Origin of the sequence: Oryzibacter oryziterrae, from assembly GCF_021864535.1 — a bacterium.
GTDB lineage: Bacteria > Pseudomonadota > Alphaproteobacteria > Rhizobiales > Pleomorphomonadaceae > Pleomorphomonas > Pleomorphomonas oryziterrae.
Map to the genome: position 1 here is coordinate 396,552 of NZ_JAKJIC010000001.1, position 13,694 is coordinate 410,245.

Below are 13,694 nucleotides of genomic sequence, written 5' to 3' on the forward strand. Positions count from 1 at the left end.
GCTGCCGGAGAGGTATCGATGCGAAGCGAGATTGTAGAGGTACTTTCCGATCAAACCAACGCAGTCATCATGCGGCATCCTGCCCGTGCCTATCCGGGGGTACTCGTGCAGGGCGACAGTCTATATACTTTGTGTCAACGCGCTGATGCTGCGTGCAATGAGGTAGGGCGAGGTCAACCAGGCTTCAGTGAGGTCAATTTTCTTCGCAATGCACTATGGGTTTACCTTACTCACTACAAAGTTTCACTATTTGAGCACGGTATAGCGGTGCCCTTTTCTGAAGATTCGGTACCATGACGTGGCTATTCCGACAGACAGAGGCTTCAGCAATTAAGCCGTGCCCTTGCCATTTTCATTCCAAGGCGCTTGAGGCAATCTGGTGGTGGGTGTCGAGCCGCAGGCTGGTTCGGGCTCTTTCTTTCGCGCTGCAACAAGACGTCTCGACATCTTGGGCGGGGATCGCTATTCGGTTTGGCGGTTGTTTTCCTGCTGGATCGCGTTGAGGCGTCATGATCGTCGACAGTCATTGTCACCTGGACTTCCCTGATTTTGCCGATGAACGCGACGCGCTGGTCGAACGGGCCGCGGCGGCCGGCGTCGGGCTGATGGTGTCCATCTGCACGCGGGTGCGGCGCTTCCCTGAGATCGCCGCCATCGCCGAGGCCTATCCGTCGGTCTATTGCTCGGTCGGAACCCATCCGCATCAGGCGGATGAGGAGAATGACGTCACCACCGAGGAACTGGTGCGGCTCGCCGCCCATCCCAAATGCGTGGCGATCGGCGAGGCGGGGCTCGACTATTTCTATGATCACGCGCCGCGTGTCGAGCAGGCCGAGGGGCTGCGCCGGCATATCGCGGCGGCGCGCATCACCCAGCTGCCGCTGGTGATCCATTCGCGCGACGCCGATGACGACATGATCGCCATTCTGGAAGACGAGATGGGCAAGGGCGCCTTTCCGGCGCTGCTGCATTGCTTCTCGTCGGGCCGCACGCTGATGGAGCGGGCGGTTGCCATCGGGCTCTATGTGTCCTTCTCGGGCATCCTGACCTTCAAGCGTTCGGAAGAGATCCGCGAGATCGCCCGCGACGTGCCGATGGATCGGCTGCTGGTGGAGACCGACGCGCCCTATCTGGCGCCGCTGCCCTGGCGTGGCAAGCGCAACGAGCCGGCCTATGTGGCGCATACCTGCAAGGTGCTGGCCGAGGTGAAGGGCGTGCCCGTGGAGGAGATGGCGCGGGTGACCACCGACAATTTCTTCCGCCTGTTCGCCAAGGTGCCGCGCGAGGCCTTGCAGCCATGAGCGGAGAGCGTCTGCGCGTCACCATACTCGGATGCGGCTCGTCGCCCGGCGTGCCGCGCATCGGCAACGACTGGGGGGCGTGCGACCCCAACGAGCCGAAGAACCGGCGCCTGCGCTCGTCGGTGATGTTTGAACGGATCAGCGGGCAGGGCGTCACGCGGGTGATCGTCGACACCGGCCCGGACTTCCGCGAGCAGATGCTGCGCGCCGAGGTGGGCGTGGCACATGCGGTGATCTACACCCATCCGCATGCCGACCATATCCACGGCATCGACGAGCTGAGGCAGTTCGTCATCAACGGCAAGCATCGCGTGCCGATCTATGCCGACGCAGCGACGCTCGATCGGCTGAAGCAGGCCTTCGGCTACTGTTTCGAGACCCCAACGGGCTCGGCCTATCCGCCGATCGTGCGGGAAAATCTGGTGACGCCCGGAAAGGCCTTCACCGTGGACGGTCCCGGCGGCCCGATGGAGATCCTGCCCTATGCGCAGGTGCATGGCGACATCATCAGCATCGGCTATCGCGTTGGCGACGTGGCCTATTCCTCCGATATCAACGCGTTGCCCGACGAGACGGTGCCGCTGATCGAAGGCGTCGGCATGTTCATCGTCGACGCGTTGCGCTACACGCCGCATCCCAGCCATTTCAGCGTCGACGAGGCCATTGCTGCGGCCCGGAGAATCGGCGCGAGGCAGACCATTCTGACCCACATGCATATCGATCTCGACTATGCGACGCTGAAGGGGCGGCTGCCGGCCGACGTGGAGCCAGCTTATGACGGGCTTTACGTGGAAAGGACTATCTGAAGGCGGGTGAAAGAAATTCTGAATCTCGCTTTTGCGAAATTGCACCTTCCATTTTCACAATCATAGATTGCTCAAATGCGGCGAATCCTTGATTATTAAGGATTTATAAATGTGCCAACCCCTTGATTTCGCTTGGCAGGGCGTATCCGTGCCCGCTGCATTGCAGCAATTGTTCGTTCGGCCAATTAAGTCGACATTCCATTTTCGCATGACAGAAATGATCTAAGCCATCTGGTATGCACGAAAATGATGAGTATCTTTCCTATGCACAGAGGGAAACCAAGGGTCTGAAAGAAGCCAAAGGGCACCGGACCCCAGCTTGGAAAGAGGTACGAAATGTTGGCTCGACTGAAGACCATCACCCGCAGTCTCAAGGCGCCGTCCGCTCAGGAACGTGAAGCAGCCTATCTCGACGAAGCCTGTGACCGTCTCGAGCTTGAATATCGCCAGCGGCAGATCGATCGCGGCCTGTTCCGGGCCCGCGGCAGCTATCCGCTCTGATGATCGCCGGGCGCATGGGGCGCCCCGATCGACCGATGACTTGAAAGGAATATAAAATGTTTGGACAGATCAAGAAGATGGCCAACGCCCTCAAGGCCCCCAGCCTGCGTGACCGCCAGATGGCCTACCTCAACGAAGCCGCCGACCGCTTCGACCTGGAATATCGCGAGCGTCAGCTCGATCGTGGCACCTTCGGTCGCCGCGGCCTGTGATTGACCGCGGCTTGAGCAATCAAGCCTCGGACTTGGCGGCCTGCCAAAGGGCCTCCATCTCTGCAAGCGACGCCTCCTTCGGCTGGCGTCCCGCGTCGGCAAGCCGGCGCTCGATGTAGGAAAAGCGTCGCCGGAACTTCTCATTGGTGACGCGCACGGCGCCCTCGGGATCGATGCCGAGGTGGCGCCCGAGGTTGGCAAGGGCGAACAGGACATCTCCCAGTTCGCCTTCGATGGCAGGCCGGTCGCCGGCGCCATCGATCTCCGCCTCGAGCTCGGTGAGCTCCTCCCGGATCTTGGCGATCACCGCCTTCGGGTCATTCCAGTCAAAACCGACGCTGCCGGCCTTGTCCTGCAGCTTCACCGCGCGCATCAGCGCGGGAATGGCGACGGGCACGTCGTCCAGGAGGCTGGCTGCCGCCGGGGCGGCCGTCTCGCCGCGACGGGCTGCCTTCTCGGCCTTTTCCTCCGCCTTGATGCGAGCCCACGCGCCCTTGGCCATCTGCGGCGAGCGCGCCTCTTCCGGCCCGAATACATGCGGATGGCGCCGGATCATCTTGGTGGTGATGGCCTCGACCACGTCGGGGAAGGCAAAGGCGCCTTCCTCCTCGGCCATGCGGGCGTGGAAGACCACCTGCAGCAGCAAATCCCCCAGTTCATCACAGATATCGTGCCGGTCGCCGCGCGCGATGGCCTCGGCCACCTCGTGGGCTTCCTCCAGCGTATAGGGGGCGATGGTCTCGAAGGTCTGCTCGACGTCCCAGGCGCAGCCGGTTTGCGGGTCGCGTAGGCGCCGCATGATCTCGATGAGAGTGCCGATATCGCGCCCTGGCTGCATGGGGTGGTCCTTTCCTTGGCTTGACGCTGCAATGCCCTGTTTGGGCGGGGCTTGTCAAATGGGGGAAGGGTGGGGCACCCCAGCCGTCATGATCCGCGGAGGCGGACCATGACGAGCTTGGGGACGAGCTTGGGGGCGGGGAGATTGACGTCGAGGGGCGCAGGACCGCTTCGATAACGAACAGGCAATCCACGGCCCCCTTGTGCGGCTCCGCCTCTGCGCGCATGATCTGCGCACCTCAGGATCGTCCCGTATTTCAGGCTTGAGGCCTTTTGTTACCGGAGAATTTCCATGTGGGATTTCAGTATTGCGCGCGCCATCGGGCTGATGGTGCGGACCATGCCCTTCATTCTGACGCGCATGGCAATCTATTTCGGCATCACCTTCGCTTATATCGTCGCCACCGGCATCGGGGCGGCGATCGGTTATGGCATCGGCCATGTGGGCAGTGATCCCGCGGCCTTCGGCTTCTGGGGCGGGGCGGCGGGCTTCGTCTTCGTATCGATCGGTGTCTACTGGATCCGCGAGTATATCCTCTACATCGTCAAGGCCGGGCATATCGCCGTGCTGGTGAAGCTCATGGATGGCGAGACGCTGCCGGACGGGCAGGGGCAGGTGGCCTATGCCAAGACGGTGGTGACCGAGCGCTTCGGCGAGGCGAGCGTGCTGTTCGCGCTCGACCAGCTGATCAAGGGCGTCATCGGCGCCATCACCGGGTTGATCGGCGGCATCGCGTCCTTCATTCCCATCCCCGGGCTGGACGGTCTGGTGCGCTTCGTCAACGCGGTGATCCGCATGTCCATGACCTATGTGGACGAGGTGGTGCTGGCCTATAACATTCGCATCGGCTCGACCAACCCGTGGGAGACGTCCTGCGACGGGCTGGTGCTCTATGCGCAGAATGCCAAGACGATCGTGAAGAACGCCATCTGGCTGACCATCTTTCTCTACATCTTCGCCGGACTGGTGTTCGTTCTCATTCTCGGGCCGATGGCGGCGCTGTTCTATCTGTTCCCCGGCGACGCCTCGGTGTGGGCGGTGCTGGCGGCGATCGTGTTCGCCTGGGCCTTCAAGGCGGCGGTGCTGGAGCCCTTTGCCATCGCCTGCCTGATGGAGGTCTATTTCAAGGCCATCGAGGGCCAGACGCCCGACCCGCTGTGGGATCGCCGGCTGAGCGACGCGTCGGCCAAGTTCCGCGACCTCAAGGACAAGGCGTTTGGCGCCGGCGGACAGCCGGCCACCGCCTGATGCCTCCAGTGCATTGATTCAGTCAGAGGAGTCACCTTGAGCGGTATTCAGCGCACTCGATTTTCTTGTTTGTGCCGCGACTTATCCACTCGGACTACCCCTTGCGGGCCGTACCATCCGAGTGGGTCGATGCACTAGGCGTTGTCAGCCCTGGAGCCGCAAGGCGACCAGGGCCGGACGGGAGAGGTGGCCGATATCGGGCAGGACGGCGTGGGCCAGGTGCTGCAGGACGTCGCGCGAACTGGTGCCGGACAATACGGCCACCCGGACGCCGGCGCCGGCAGACCGGCCCATTTCCATGTCGTGGGGATTGTCGCCGACCACGGCGATTTCCTCGGGCGGGATGGCGAGGGCCGCGGCGAAGGCCTGCACCATGCCAGGGCCGGGCTTGACGCCGTGGCCACTATCATAGCCGGCTACGAAATCGACGAGATCGGTCAAGCCGAAATGGGCGAGCATGGTGCGGATGGCGCCTTCGCTGTCGCTCGAGGCGATGCCGATCCGAAGTCCCTCGCTCTTGAGTCGGCTGAATAACGCGGCGAGATCGGTCAGCGGCACCGAGCTTGTGGCCGAGCGGGTGAAGAGGTCGTCGAGTTCGACAACAAGCGTGTCGGGGGCGACGGGGCTGCCGGCCTCGACCCAGGCTTCGGCGATTTCGCGGGTGTTGCCGGCGGCGAGCAGGCTGTTGGACCGGGTGATGCCGGTCGTCTCGTCCATGCCGCCAAGGTCGAGCAGGACCGAGGCGAGGGCCGTGTCACCAGCGGCAGCGAGCAGTGCGGCCTTGCGGTTCATCGGGCCCCAGGTGAGGTGATAGTCGATCAGGGTGCCGTCCTTGTCGAACAATACACCCTTGATGTCGTCAGTCATGATGAGCCCTCGTCCGTCGCGCCCCGCAAGGCGAGGTTTCAGCCAAGTACAATGATGCGATTGCCTCGGCAAGATGAGTCCCGACAAGCAACTGGTCGATCACGCAGTTTTTGATCGCGTTATCGCAAACATCGCCGTGGGAGCGGTTGCGGCGGGCGCGTCGGGCTTTGATCGCAGCTGCCGGGATGGGGCGATCGCATCGTGGCGCGCGCGCAACCGTCTGAAATTCGAAAATCGCAATATTCATAAGCGGTTATGCAGCGATCATCTTGCCTGGTTTCCGGGCAGCGTCATTCTTGCGGCAAGTCGCCGGTTGCGCGGTAACATGTTACACCGGCCGGGCGCGGGCGTTAACGACGATTTTTGCTGCAAGTATTGAACACCACTACATTTTTCCGCCAGATTTCGATATTCTATTAACGGCTTCGAACTAGGCTGGTGCCGGTCTCCTGAAATCGCAGGTTCATCGTGGAACAGATGCTGAGTGGCTCCGGTTTGGCTCTGGTGGGCTCGATGGTGGCTGCAACCCTTGCCTTTGCAATGGGTTTGGTCTGGCTGAGCGATCGAAGCCAGAAGGCAGTCGGTTGGATCGCCATGGCGTTGGCGCTGGGCGGGATCGCCGCGGCGCTGTCGGCGGCGCCGGATGTGGTGCCGTCCCTGCGCTCGGGCCTGATCGCCGACATCGCCATTGCGCTCTGTCTCGGCGTGATGTGGCACGGCTTTGCGGTGTTCGAACATCGCCAACCAAAGCTCTGGGCGACACTCGGCGGCGCGCTGCTCTGGTGTGTGCTGGCCTTCGTGCCGACGCTGGTGGGCCATCACACACCGCTGGTCGTGATGCAGGCGGCCATGGTGACGGCCTATGCCTGGGCGGTTGCGGCCGGGCTGATCCACGGCGGACGGGAAGAGCCGCTGCCGGCCCGCTGGGCGGCCGCCACGCTGATGATCTTCCACGGCGGGCTGGCGCTCATGCGCATCCCCATGACCTATTTCTACGACGTCTCACCTCAGGACTTTGCCGTCGAAGATTCGCTCTTCGCGCTGGAAGGTACGCTGTTCGCCGCCTGCGTCGCCATTGCCATGCTGGCGCTGGCTACCCAGCGGGCCTCGGCGCGCTATCGCAAGGCGGCGGAGACGGATTCGTTGACCGGCATCGCCAACCGCCACATGTTCATGCGCCACGTGGATCCGATGGTGCGCCGGGCGACGGACAAGGGCGTGCTGATCCTGCTCGACCTCGATCATTTCAAGGTGATCAATGACATGTATGGCCATGTGCAGGGCGACCTGGCGCTGATCGCCTTTGCCGACACCATCAAGGGTGAGGTGAGCGAACCCGATCAGCTGGGCCGCATCGAAGGCAAGCAGTTCGCGCTGTTCATGCCGGACGTGACGCTCGACATCGGCATCCACGTGGCCGAGTATCTGCGCCGCAAGACCGAGGCGGTGCGGCTCGACATCAACGACATGCGCATTCCCCTGACCATGAGCGCCGGTGTCGCCGCCGTGGCCGATACGGGGCCGGATCTCGACGCCCTGCGGGCTGCCGCCGAAATCGCCCTGCGCGATTCCAAATCCGGTGGCCGCAACCGGGTGACGCCCTTTTCCAAGGTATTGAAAGTGCGCGAGCTTGCCCGCAAGGGCGGCCTCAAGGCGGTGAGCTGACGTCCAAGGCTTGATAAGTGGCCCCTCGACGCGCAAAATATCGCCCGGACTTGGTTGCCAAGCGACAATCAGTCGAGTATGTGGGGGCCGCGCGCCTGTTGCGACCGGCCGCGATCTGGTGAGAGCTCGTAGCTCAGTCGGTAGAGCACGTGACTTTTAATCATGGGGTCATGGGTTCGAATCCCATCGAGCTCACCATTTTCCACTTAAAATCAGTAGTTTATACGAAGGGCCTTGTTCGCTTTAGCAGGGCGGTCGCGGTCTGCGTTGGGTCTGCGCTGACGCTGGCAAGGCGCAGCCATTTCAACAGGAAGGGCGCTCTCAGTGCTTATCGCTCACTGCGATTTTGCCGGGCGCGTCCAGTACTGACTTTGCCTTGTTCCCGGATTTGACCTGCGTACAAAAAATTAGTACGATTGACCATGATCAAGAGTTTTCGGGACCGTCGAACGGCTGATCTCCATGACGGGCTGGCGGCAAAGGGCTTGCCGGCGGATGTGTTGAAGCGTGCGGTTTCCAAGCTTTTCCTGATCGACACCGTCACACGGCTCGAGGATCTGCGCGTTCCACCTGGCAACAGACTGGAAGCCTTGTCCGGACAGCGTTCCGGCCAACATTCGATCAGGGTCAACGATCAATGGCGCATCTGTTTCATCTGGAAGGATGGCGACGCCCATGAGGTTGAGTTCTGTGACTATCACTGAAGGAGCCACGGCCATGACACGCGAAATACCGCTGCCGCACCCCGGTGCCATCCTTCGTGACGAGTTTCTGGAGCCCATGGGACTGTCGGTCTATGCCTTGGCCAAGGCGATCGAGGTGCCGCGAAGCCGCATCAACGAAATTTGTCATGGCCGACAGGGTATCACGGCGGCGATCGCGCTGCGGCTGGGACGCTTTTTTGGCGTTGATCCGCAGTGGTTCATGAACATGCAGGCCAGATATGATCTGGAAACGGTCGCAGCAGACATGGCCGACGCGCTGCAGCGCATCAAGCCGCGGGACGCGGCCTAAGGGTAGGGTTTGGGGGCGGCACGAGTTGCCGGAGATCGGACGACCCGAGTTGGCGGGAGAGATGAAACGGGCGCGAGACGGGATGAAGTCACGTCTTGGATGTCAGTGTCTCTGCATGTCGAATGGTGTTGTGATGCTTGCAACAAACGCCCTTCAAATAATGCGTGATCATCCGGATTCCGTTGGCCGATAGTCATAAAAACGTCTATGTTTTCGTGAATCGATTTTTCGATCCTTCCCAAGCTGCGTCCATTCCGTCGCGCTCGTCCCCTCACGGTGATCGAAGTGAATTTTGGTGTCCGTATCGGAGCGTTGTTCTACGTCTCCGCCTTCATGTATTCGACCTGGTTGACCCGCATGCCCGACGTGCTGGCGCATTTGCAGATCGACAAGGCGACCATGGGGCTGGCGTTGCTCGGCGGGCCGGTTGGGGCGCTGGCAATCGGGCCGTTTGCCGGGCGGCTGATCGGGCGCTTCTCGGCCGGCTGGGCCGGGGTGATCGGCGTCTGCGGCGCCTCGCTGATGCTGATCGGCATCGGCAACGTCAGCCATTGGTTAGCGCTGGCGCTGGTGCTGTTCGGCATGGGCCTGTTTGCGGGCCTGTTCGAGATCGGCGCCAACTCCGGTGCCGAGCGGCTGGAAGTGGCCACCGGCAAGAAGTTCCTGTCGCAGTGCCATGGCTTCTGGAGTCTCGGCAACATGTCCGGCGCGCTGGTGGCGGGCGTGTTTGCGCAGGCGGGTGTGAACATCGGCGTGCATTTCTCGCTGGTCGGCCTGGTGCTGGCGGCGGCGGCGCTGGCCATCCGCAACCTGCTCCCCGATCCGATGTTCGTGCGCCCCGACGCGGCGGCAGCGGCCGAAGAGAAGCCTGAAGGCAAGCGGCGCAATCTGCTGCCGAGCCTTGCCATCGTGGGCATCTGCTGCATGGCCTTCGGCGTGACCGTGGCTGAAGGCGCCGTCTACGACTGGTCGACGCTCTATATTCGCGCAGACATCGGCGGCAGCCCGTTTGGCGCCTCGGTGGCCTATGCCATCTTCGGCGTGTGCATGGCGGTGGGGCGGCTTGGCGGCGACGCGATCCGTGCCCGCTTCTCGGCGGTGTCGATCGTGGTGGTCTGTTCGGTGATGACGGGCCTTGGTCTGGTGGGCTTCGTCTTCGCGCCCAACGTGATCCTGGCCGCCAGTGCGCTGGCGCTGATGGGCGGCGGCGTGTCGCTGGTGATGCCGATCTCGATCATGGCCGCCGGTGCCAAGCCCGGCGATCCCGCGCAGAATGTGGCGCTGATGTCGATGCTGATGACCTTCGCCTTCATGTTCGCGCCGCCGGTGTTCGGCTTCGTGGCCCAGCATTTCGGGCTGGAAACGGCCTTCCTGATGCTGCTGCCCATGGTGGCTCTGACGCTGGTCTGCGCACCCTCTGCACGGACGCCGACGGCAGCGAAGGCGGGGCCTCTCACCGAGACGCCGCACGCCCATACACCGGCAAGTCTCTGATCCCAAGGGATGCACGGGGCCGGGCCTGCCTGGCTCCGTGTTTATGCTCGATTGTCCGCCTGTTCGATTTGACTAAGGTGCGCGCCGCATGAAGCCGAGGTCGGCTTCGCTCCGTCCGTACGAGTGGGGGTCTCGTGCCGGCGGTTTGCCTTATCGAACACGGGACACATACAATGAGCCACGCGACAAGCGGTGATTCCTCCGCCAATCCCGCGCCGATCGGCCTGATGGGCTTCGGCATGACCACCGTTCTGCTCAATCTGCACAACGCCGGTTTCTTCCCCCTCGATTCCATGATTCTCGCCATGGGCATCGTCTACGGCGGTTTGGCGCAGGTGATCGCCGGCGTGATGGAATGGAAGAAGGGCAACACTTTCGCCGCCACCGCCTTCACGAGCTATGGCATGTTCTGGCTGTCGCTGGTGACGCTGCTGCTGCTGCCGAAGACCTCGCTGGGCGTAGCCGGTCCGGATGCCAGCGCTATGCCGGCCTATCTGGGCATGTGGGGCCTGTTCACCGCCGTCCTTTTCATCGGCACGCTGAAGCTCAATCGGGCGCTGCAGGTGGTGTTCGGATCGCTGACCGTGCTGTTCGTCCTGCTGGCGGTGGGCGACGCGCTGGAGAATCCGGCGATCAAGCAACTGGCCGGCTGGGAAGGCCTGTTCTGCGGCGCTTCGGCCATCTATGCGGGCCTAGCGCAGGTGCTCAACGAGGTCTATGGCCGGACGCTCTGGCCGCTCGGACCGGTGGCGCGCGCCTGACGCGATGTTCCTTGCCTTGGCAGAGGCGGGAACCGTGACTATGTTCTGACTTCCGAGTGGATGGAACGCGACATTTGAAGCCCGAATGTCATGACAGTTTTATCCACCAGATTCAAAAGCTTGTGAGCCTCGATACCGCGAACCTCGGGTAGCCGATATCGCGCTCGGGACACAGGCTTTCAAGCGGAGGTCGCGCCATGGTCAAGGTCATCAAGCAATACAAGCCCGGTGGGCCCGAGGTGCTTCAGGTCGAGGATGTCGATCTGGCACCGCCGGCTCCGGGCGAGGTGCGCCTGCGTCATACCGCCATCGGCGTCAACTTCATCGATACCTATTTCCGCTCGGGGCTCTACAAGGCGCCGGGCGGTTTTCCGTTCACGCCCGGCAGCGAGGCGGCCGGTGTGATCGAGGCGGTCGGCGAGGAGGTCGAGGGGTTCAAGGTGGGCGACCGTGTCGTCTATACCGATGCGGGCGGCGGTTACGCACAGGCGCGCAACATCGGCACCGACGATCTGCTGCTGATCCCCGAGGGCGTCGACGACAGGACGGCGGCGGCGGTGCTGCTCAAGGGCATGACGGTGCAGTATCTCATTCGCCAGACCTTCAAGGTGGGGCCGGAGCATACGGTGCTCTGGCACGCCGGTGCCGGCGGCGTGGGGCTGATTGCCGGTCAGTGGCTGAAATCGATCGGCTGCACGTCCATTGCGACGGCTGGTTCGCCTGAGAAGGTGAAGCTGGCGCTGGAGGCGGGCTTCACCCATGCCATCGACTACCGGACCGACAATTTCGTCGAGCGCGTGGCCGAGATCACGGGCGGGACGAAGTGCGACGTGGTCTATGATTCCGTCGGCAAGGACACGTTCCCGGCGTCGCTGGACTGCCTGAAGCCGCGCGGGCTGTTCGTGTCCTTCGGCAACGCCTCCGGGCCGGTGTCCGCGTTCGAACTCAGCCTGCTGTCGCAGAAGGGATCGCTGTTCGCCACGCGGCCGACGCTGTTCAGCTATACCTCGACCCGTCCGGCGCTGGAGGCTTGTGCGGCGGATCTGTTCGCGCAGATCAAGAGCGGCGTGGTGAAGGTGACGATCGGCCAGGAGTTCCCGCTGGAAGACGTCGCGAACTGCCATCGGGCGCTTGAAAGCCGGGCGACGGTGGGGGCGACGATCCTGACGGTGTAATACCAATTCTGCCCTAGATGCTGATGCATCGGCTCATTGAAGACATTTCGAATGTCTCATCTGCATCAAGGGCATGAGAAGTTCGAAAGCGGCATGCCGAGGGTCATTTTCAATGATGCTCGGTATAAGCGGGCCGCTGCCACGATCTCCTGCTGTGCGAATGACGGCGGCATTCCGCCGTCATTTCGCCGGTGCCAGGGCATTGCCGGGCGCAATTGCATGCGCTTGCCCATGGAACCTTTGTTTCTCATCCGTATCTGTGCTTATCTTTCGCAGCGTGGACTTGTTCGGGTCTGCGCGAATCCCGGGTTGTTTCGTTGTGTGCCGTTCCCTTGGGAACAGCGAGCAAGCTGATGGCAAGACATATTGGCTGGAACGGCGGCGTGCCTATGGCGCTGCATCAGCAAAATGGAGTTTGAAATGCCCTTTACCGTGATCACCGGGACCGATGGACCCAACACTGTCACCATCGGCGCGTCCCAGTCTGGCAAGTTCGACATTCGAACCCTGGGTGGCAATGACACGATCAAGCTGTTGCGATCCGACGACCTCGGTGGCGGGCACAAGGTCGATGCCGGTTCGGGCAATGACACGGTACTCAATCTGTTCGAAGGCAACAATGTGATCGTTCTCGGCAGCGGCAACGACACCTATCTCTGCAACGGATTCACGGCCTTCAACGAAAGTGATGTGGTCAGTGGCAACGCCGGCAATGACACTTTCGGCTTCAGCACCTTCATGAGCACCTACAATGGTGGGGACAATGACGACCTGTTCATCAGTGACGGCTGGCAGAATGTGATCAACGGCGGCCCTGGGTCGGATACCGTTTCCTATCAGGACCGTGCGCTGAACTCGGCCTTCATCAACTCCGCCGTGACCGTCGACCTCGCGGCCCAAAAGGTTGCCACGGGCGCCAGCCGGATCGAGACACTGTCCAGCATCGAGAATGCCAAAGGATCGGCCAAGAATGATCTGCTGTTCGGCAATTCGGGCAACAACAAGCTGACCGGGCTGGCCGGTGACGATGGAATTGATGGTGCAGCCGGCAATGACACTCTGGAAGGTGGTCTGGGACATGACGAACTGCTCGGCGGTGCCGGCGCCGACAAGTTCGTCTATTACCACCTGCGCAATGACTCGGGCGATCAGATCGACGACTTCAACCCCGCTCAGGGCGACAAGATCGAACTCAAGAACGGCGCCCCCTTCGGCGGGCTGACTGTCGGCGCATTTTCAAACAGCGGCCAGTTGAAAGTTGGCGCCAATCCGGTGCCGAACGCAAGCAAGCCGACGCTGCTCTACGACACCGATACGGGCATCCTCAGCATGGATCCGGACGGCACGGGGGCGAAGGCCAAGGTGGAGTTCATCCAGTTCGTCGGTGTCCCGACGCTGCATGCCTCCGACTTCCACGTGTTCTGAGACGACTCACACCGCGAAAGAGGTGCCGCAGCCGCAGCTGGCTGTGGCATTCGGGTTGTTGATCTTGAAGCTCTGGCCCATGAGATCGTCGACGAAGTCGATTTCCGATCCGTCCATGAAGGGCAGGCTCATGGCGTCGATCAATACGGTGGCACCGTTGCGGGTGACGACGGTGTCATCGTCATTCTGATCGCTCACCAGGTTGAATTTATAGGAGAAACCAGAGCAGCCGCCGCCCTCGACGGAGATGCGCAGGGCGGTCTTGCCGGATTCCTTTTCCATGACCTTGGCAATGCGACGGGCAGCGCGTTCGGTGAGTTCGATGTGTCCGGTGGCAGTCATTTGGATCGGCGTCCCAATCATCGCTTGAATGTCATCAATTGCTTG

17 protein-coding genes and 1 tRNA gene are annotated in these 13,694 nt (G+C 62.1%); 15 read left to right on the plus strand and 3 right to left on the minus strand.

Features of this window, described 5'->3' with window-relative positions; genetic code table 11:
* Positions 1 to 18: 18 nt before the first annotated feature.
* The 5 genes from L2I41_RS21600 to L2I41_RS01820 all read left to right on the plus strand — a co-directional run bounded on the left by L2I41_RS21600 (position 19) and on the right by L2I41_RS01820 (position 2,820).
* The gene (locus tag L2I41_RS21600) at positions 19 to 297 is read left to right on the plus strand and encodes a DUF6959 family protein (protein ID WP_390633694.1); all 279 of its coding nucleotides are present in this window, start codon (positions 19 to 21) and stop codon (positions 295 to 297) included.
* 212 nt (positions 298 to 509) lie between these two features.
* Entirely contained in the window at positions 510 to 1,301 is a 792-nt protein-coding gene (locus tag L2I41_RS01805) for a TatD family hydrolase (RefSeq protein ID WP_237151785.1), read from the plus strand.
* Positions 1,298 to 2,107 carry an MBL fold metallo-hydrolase gene (locus L2I41_RS01810; RefSeq protein WP_237151786.1) on the plus strand — a complete coding sequence of 270 codons (810 nt, stop codon included), beginning with the start codon at positions 1,298 to 1,300 and terminating at the stop codon, positions 2,105 to 2,107. The genes L2I41_RS01805 and L2I41_RS01810 overlap by 4 nt, the downstream gene beginning before the upstream one ends.
* A 336-nt stretch (positions 2,108 to 2,443) precedes the next feature.
* Positions 2,444 to 2,608, plus strand: coding sequence for a DUF3563 family protein (locus L2I41_RS01815; protein ID WP_237151787.1), 165 nt, complete (start codon positions 2,444 to 2,446; stop codon positions 2,606 to 2,608).
* Positions 2,609 to 2,664: 56 nt separating this feature from the next.
* Positions 2,665 to 2,820, plus strand: a complete 156-nt coding sequence (locus L2I41_RS01820) for a DUF3563 domain-containing protein (RefSeq protein ID WP_237151788.1) — start codon at positions 2,665 to 2,667, stop codon at positions 2,818 to 2,820.
* Positions 2,821 to 2,839: 19 nt separating this feature from the next.
* On the opposite strand, the gene mazG is transcribed toward L2I41_RS01820, so the two are convergent.
* Positions 2,840 to 3,658, minus strand: coding sequence for a nucleoside triphosphate pyrophosphohydrolase (mazG, locus tag L2I41_RS01825; RefSeq protein WP_237151789.1), 819 nt, complete (start codon positions 3,656 to 3,658; stop codon positions 2,840 to 2,842).
* 291 nt (positions 3,659 to 3,949) lie between these two features.
* Between mazG and L2I41_RS01830 the strand changes: the two genes are divergently transcribed.
* Positions 3,950 to 4,906 carry a hypothetical protein gene (locus L2I41_RS01830; protein ID WP_237151790.1) on the plus strand — a complete coding sequence of 319 codons (957 nt, stop codon included), beginning with the start codon at positions 3,950 to 3,952 and terminating at the stop codon, positions 4,904 to 4,906.
* A gap of 144 nt (positions 4,907 to 5,050) precedes the next feature.
* Here the strand turns inward: L2I41_RS01830 and L2I41_RS01835 are convergent, their stop codons facing one another.
* Positions 5,051 to 5,773 (minus strand): HAD family hydrolase, encoded by a 723-nt coding sequence (locus L2I41_RS01835; protein ID WP_237151791.1) that lies wholly within the window; start codon positions 5,771 to 5,773, stop codon positions 5,051 to 5,053.
* 73 nt (positions 5,774 to 5,846) lie between these two features.
* On the opposite strand from L2I41_RS01835, the gene L2I41_RS01840 reads away from it, so the two are divergent.
* From L2I41_RS01840 to L2I41_RS21515, 9 genes are all read left to right on the plus strand, one after another.
* On the plus strand, positions 5,847 to 6,152 hold the full coding sequence (locus tag L2I41_RS01840; protein ID WP_237151792.1) for a hypothetical protein: 306 nt from the start codon (positions 5,847 to 5,849) through the stop codon (positions 6,150 to 6,152).
* Positions 6,153 to 6,250: 98 nt separating this feature from the next.
* The gene (locus tag L2I41_RS01845; protein ID WP_237151912.1) at positions 6,251 to 7,438 is read left to right on the plus strand and encodes a GGDEF domain-containing protein; all 1,188 of its coding nucleotides are present in this window, start codon (positions 6,251 to 6,253) and stop codon (positions 7,436 to 7,438) included.
* 122 nt (positions 7,439 to 7,560) lie between these two features.
* Positions 7,561 to 7,636 (plus strand) — tRNA-Lys (locus L2I41_RS01850).
* A gap of 224 nt (positions 7,637 to 7,860) precedes the next feature.
* Positions 7,861 to 8,142, plus strand: a complete 282-nt coding sequence (locus L2I41_RS01855; protein ID WP_237151793.1) for a type II toxin-antitoxin system RelE/ParE family toxin — start codon at positions 7,861 to 7,863, stop codon at positions 8,140 to 8,142.
* A gap of 13 nt (positions 8,143 to 8,155) precedes the next feature.
* On the plus strand, positions 8,156 to 8,452 hold the full coding sequence (locus tag L2I41_RS01860; protein ID WP_237151794.1) for a HigA family addiction module antitoxin: 297 nt from the start codon (positions 8,156 to 8,158) through the stop codon (positions 8,450 to 8,452).
* A gap of 285 nt (positions 8,453 to 8,737) precedes the next feature.
* Positions 8,738 to 9,946 carry an MFS transporter gene (locus L2I41_RS01865; RefSeq protein WP_237151795.1) on the plus strand — a complete coding sequence of 403 codons (1,209 nt, stop codon included), beginning with the start codon at positions 8,738 to 8,740 and terminating at the stop codon, positions 9,944 to 9,946.
* A gap of 173 nt (positions 9,947 to 10,119) precedes the next feature.
* Entirely contained in the window at positions 10,120 to 10,707 is a 588-nt protein-coding gene (locus tag L2I41_RS01870; RefSeq protein ID WP_237151796.1) for an acetate uptake transporter, read from the plus strand.
* Positions 10,708 to 10,904: 197 nt separating this feature from the next.
* Positions 10,905 to 11,882 (plus strand): quinone oxidoreductase family protein, encoded by a 978-nt coding sequence (locus tag L2I41_RS01875; RefSeq protein WP_237151797.1) that lies wholly within the window; start codon positions 10,905 to 10,907, stop codon positions 11,880 to 11,882.
* A gap of 420 nt (positions 11,883 to 12,302) precedes the next feature.
* Positions 12,303 to 13,307 (plus strand): calcium-binding protein, encoded by a 1,005-nt coding sequence (locus tag L2I41_RS21515; protein ID WP_304610542.1) that lies wholly within the window; start codon positions 12,303 to 12,305, stop codon positions 13,305 to 13,307.
* A gap of 6 nt (positions 13,308 to 13,313) precedes the next feature.
* Here L2I41_RS21515 and erpA read toward each other — a convergent pair whose 3' ends face one another.
* A complete protein-coding gene (erpA, locus tag L2I41_RS01885) occupies positions 13,314 to 13,649 on the minus strand; it encodes an iron-sulfur cluster insertion protein ErpA (protein WP_237151798.1) in 336 nt (111 codons plus the stop codon).
* Positions 13,650 to 13,694: the final 45 nt, after the last annotated feature.

Bases quoted from the DNA above. Each gene is read 5' to 3' on its own strand.
- L2I41_RS01845 (WP_237151912.1), top strand. From the start codon at position 6,251: ATGCTGAGTGGCTCCGGTTTGGCTCTGGTGGGCTCGATGGTGGCTGCA.
- L2I41_RS01870 (WP_237151796.1), top strand. From the start codon at position 10,120: ATGAGCCACGCGACAAGCGGTGATTCCTCCGCCAATCCCGCGCCGATC.
- L2I41_RS01855 (WP_237151793.1), top strand. From the start codon at position 7,861: ATGATCAAGAGTTTTCGGGACCGTCGAACGGCTGATCTCCATGACGGG.
- L2I41_RS01805 (WP_237151785.1), top strand. From the start codon at position 510: ATGATCGTCGACAGTCATTGTCACCTGGACTTCCCTGATTTTGCCGAT.
- erpA (WP_237151798.1), bottom strand. From the start codon at position 13,649: ATGACTGCCACCGGACACATCGAACTCACCGAACGCGCTGCCCGTCGC.
- L2I41_RS01840 (WP_237151792.1), top strand. From the start codon at position 5,847: ATGAGTCCCGACAAGCAACTGGTCGATCACGCAGTTTTTGATCGCGTT.
- L2I41_RS01820 (WP_237151788.1), top strand. From the start codon at position 2,665: ATGTTTGGACAGATCAAGAAGATGGCCAACGCCCTCAAGGCCCCCAGC.
- L2I41_RS21515 (WP_304610542.1), top strand. From the start codon at position 12,303: ATGCCCTTTACCGTGATCACCGGGACCGATGGACCCAACACTGTCACC.
- L2I41_RS01860 (WP_237151794.1), top strand. From the start codon at position 8,156: ATGACACGCGAAATACCGCTGCCGCACCCCGGTGCCATCCTTCGTGAC.
- L2I41_RS01875 (WP_237151797.1), top strand. From the start codon at position 10,905: ATGGTCAAGGTCATCAAGCAATACAAGCCCGGTGGGCCCGAGGTGCTT.
- L2I41_RS01835 (WP_237151791.1), bottom strand. From the start codon at position 5,773: ATGACTGACGACATCAAGGGTGTATTGTTCGACAAGGACGGCACCCTG.
- L2I41_RS01815 (WP_237151787.1), top strand. From the start codon at position 2,444: ATGTTGGCTCGACTGAAGACCATCACCCGCAGTCTCAAGGCGCCGTCC.
- L2I41_RS01810 (WP_237151786.1), top strand. From the start codon at position 1,298: ATGAGCGGAGAGCGTCTGCGCGTCACCATACTCGGATGCGGCTCGTCG.
- mazG (WP_237151789.1), bottom strand. From the start codon at position 3,658: ATGCAGCCAGGGCGCGATATCGGCACTCTCATCGAGATCATGCGGCGC.
- L2I41_RS21600 (WP_390633694.1), top strand. From the start codon at position 19: ATGCGAAGCGAGATTGTAGAGGTACTTTCCGATCAAACCAACGCAGTC.
- L2I41_RS01830 (WP_237151790.1), top strand. From the start codon at position 3,950: ATGTGGGATTTCAGTATTGCGCGCGCCATCGGGCTGATGGTGCGGACC.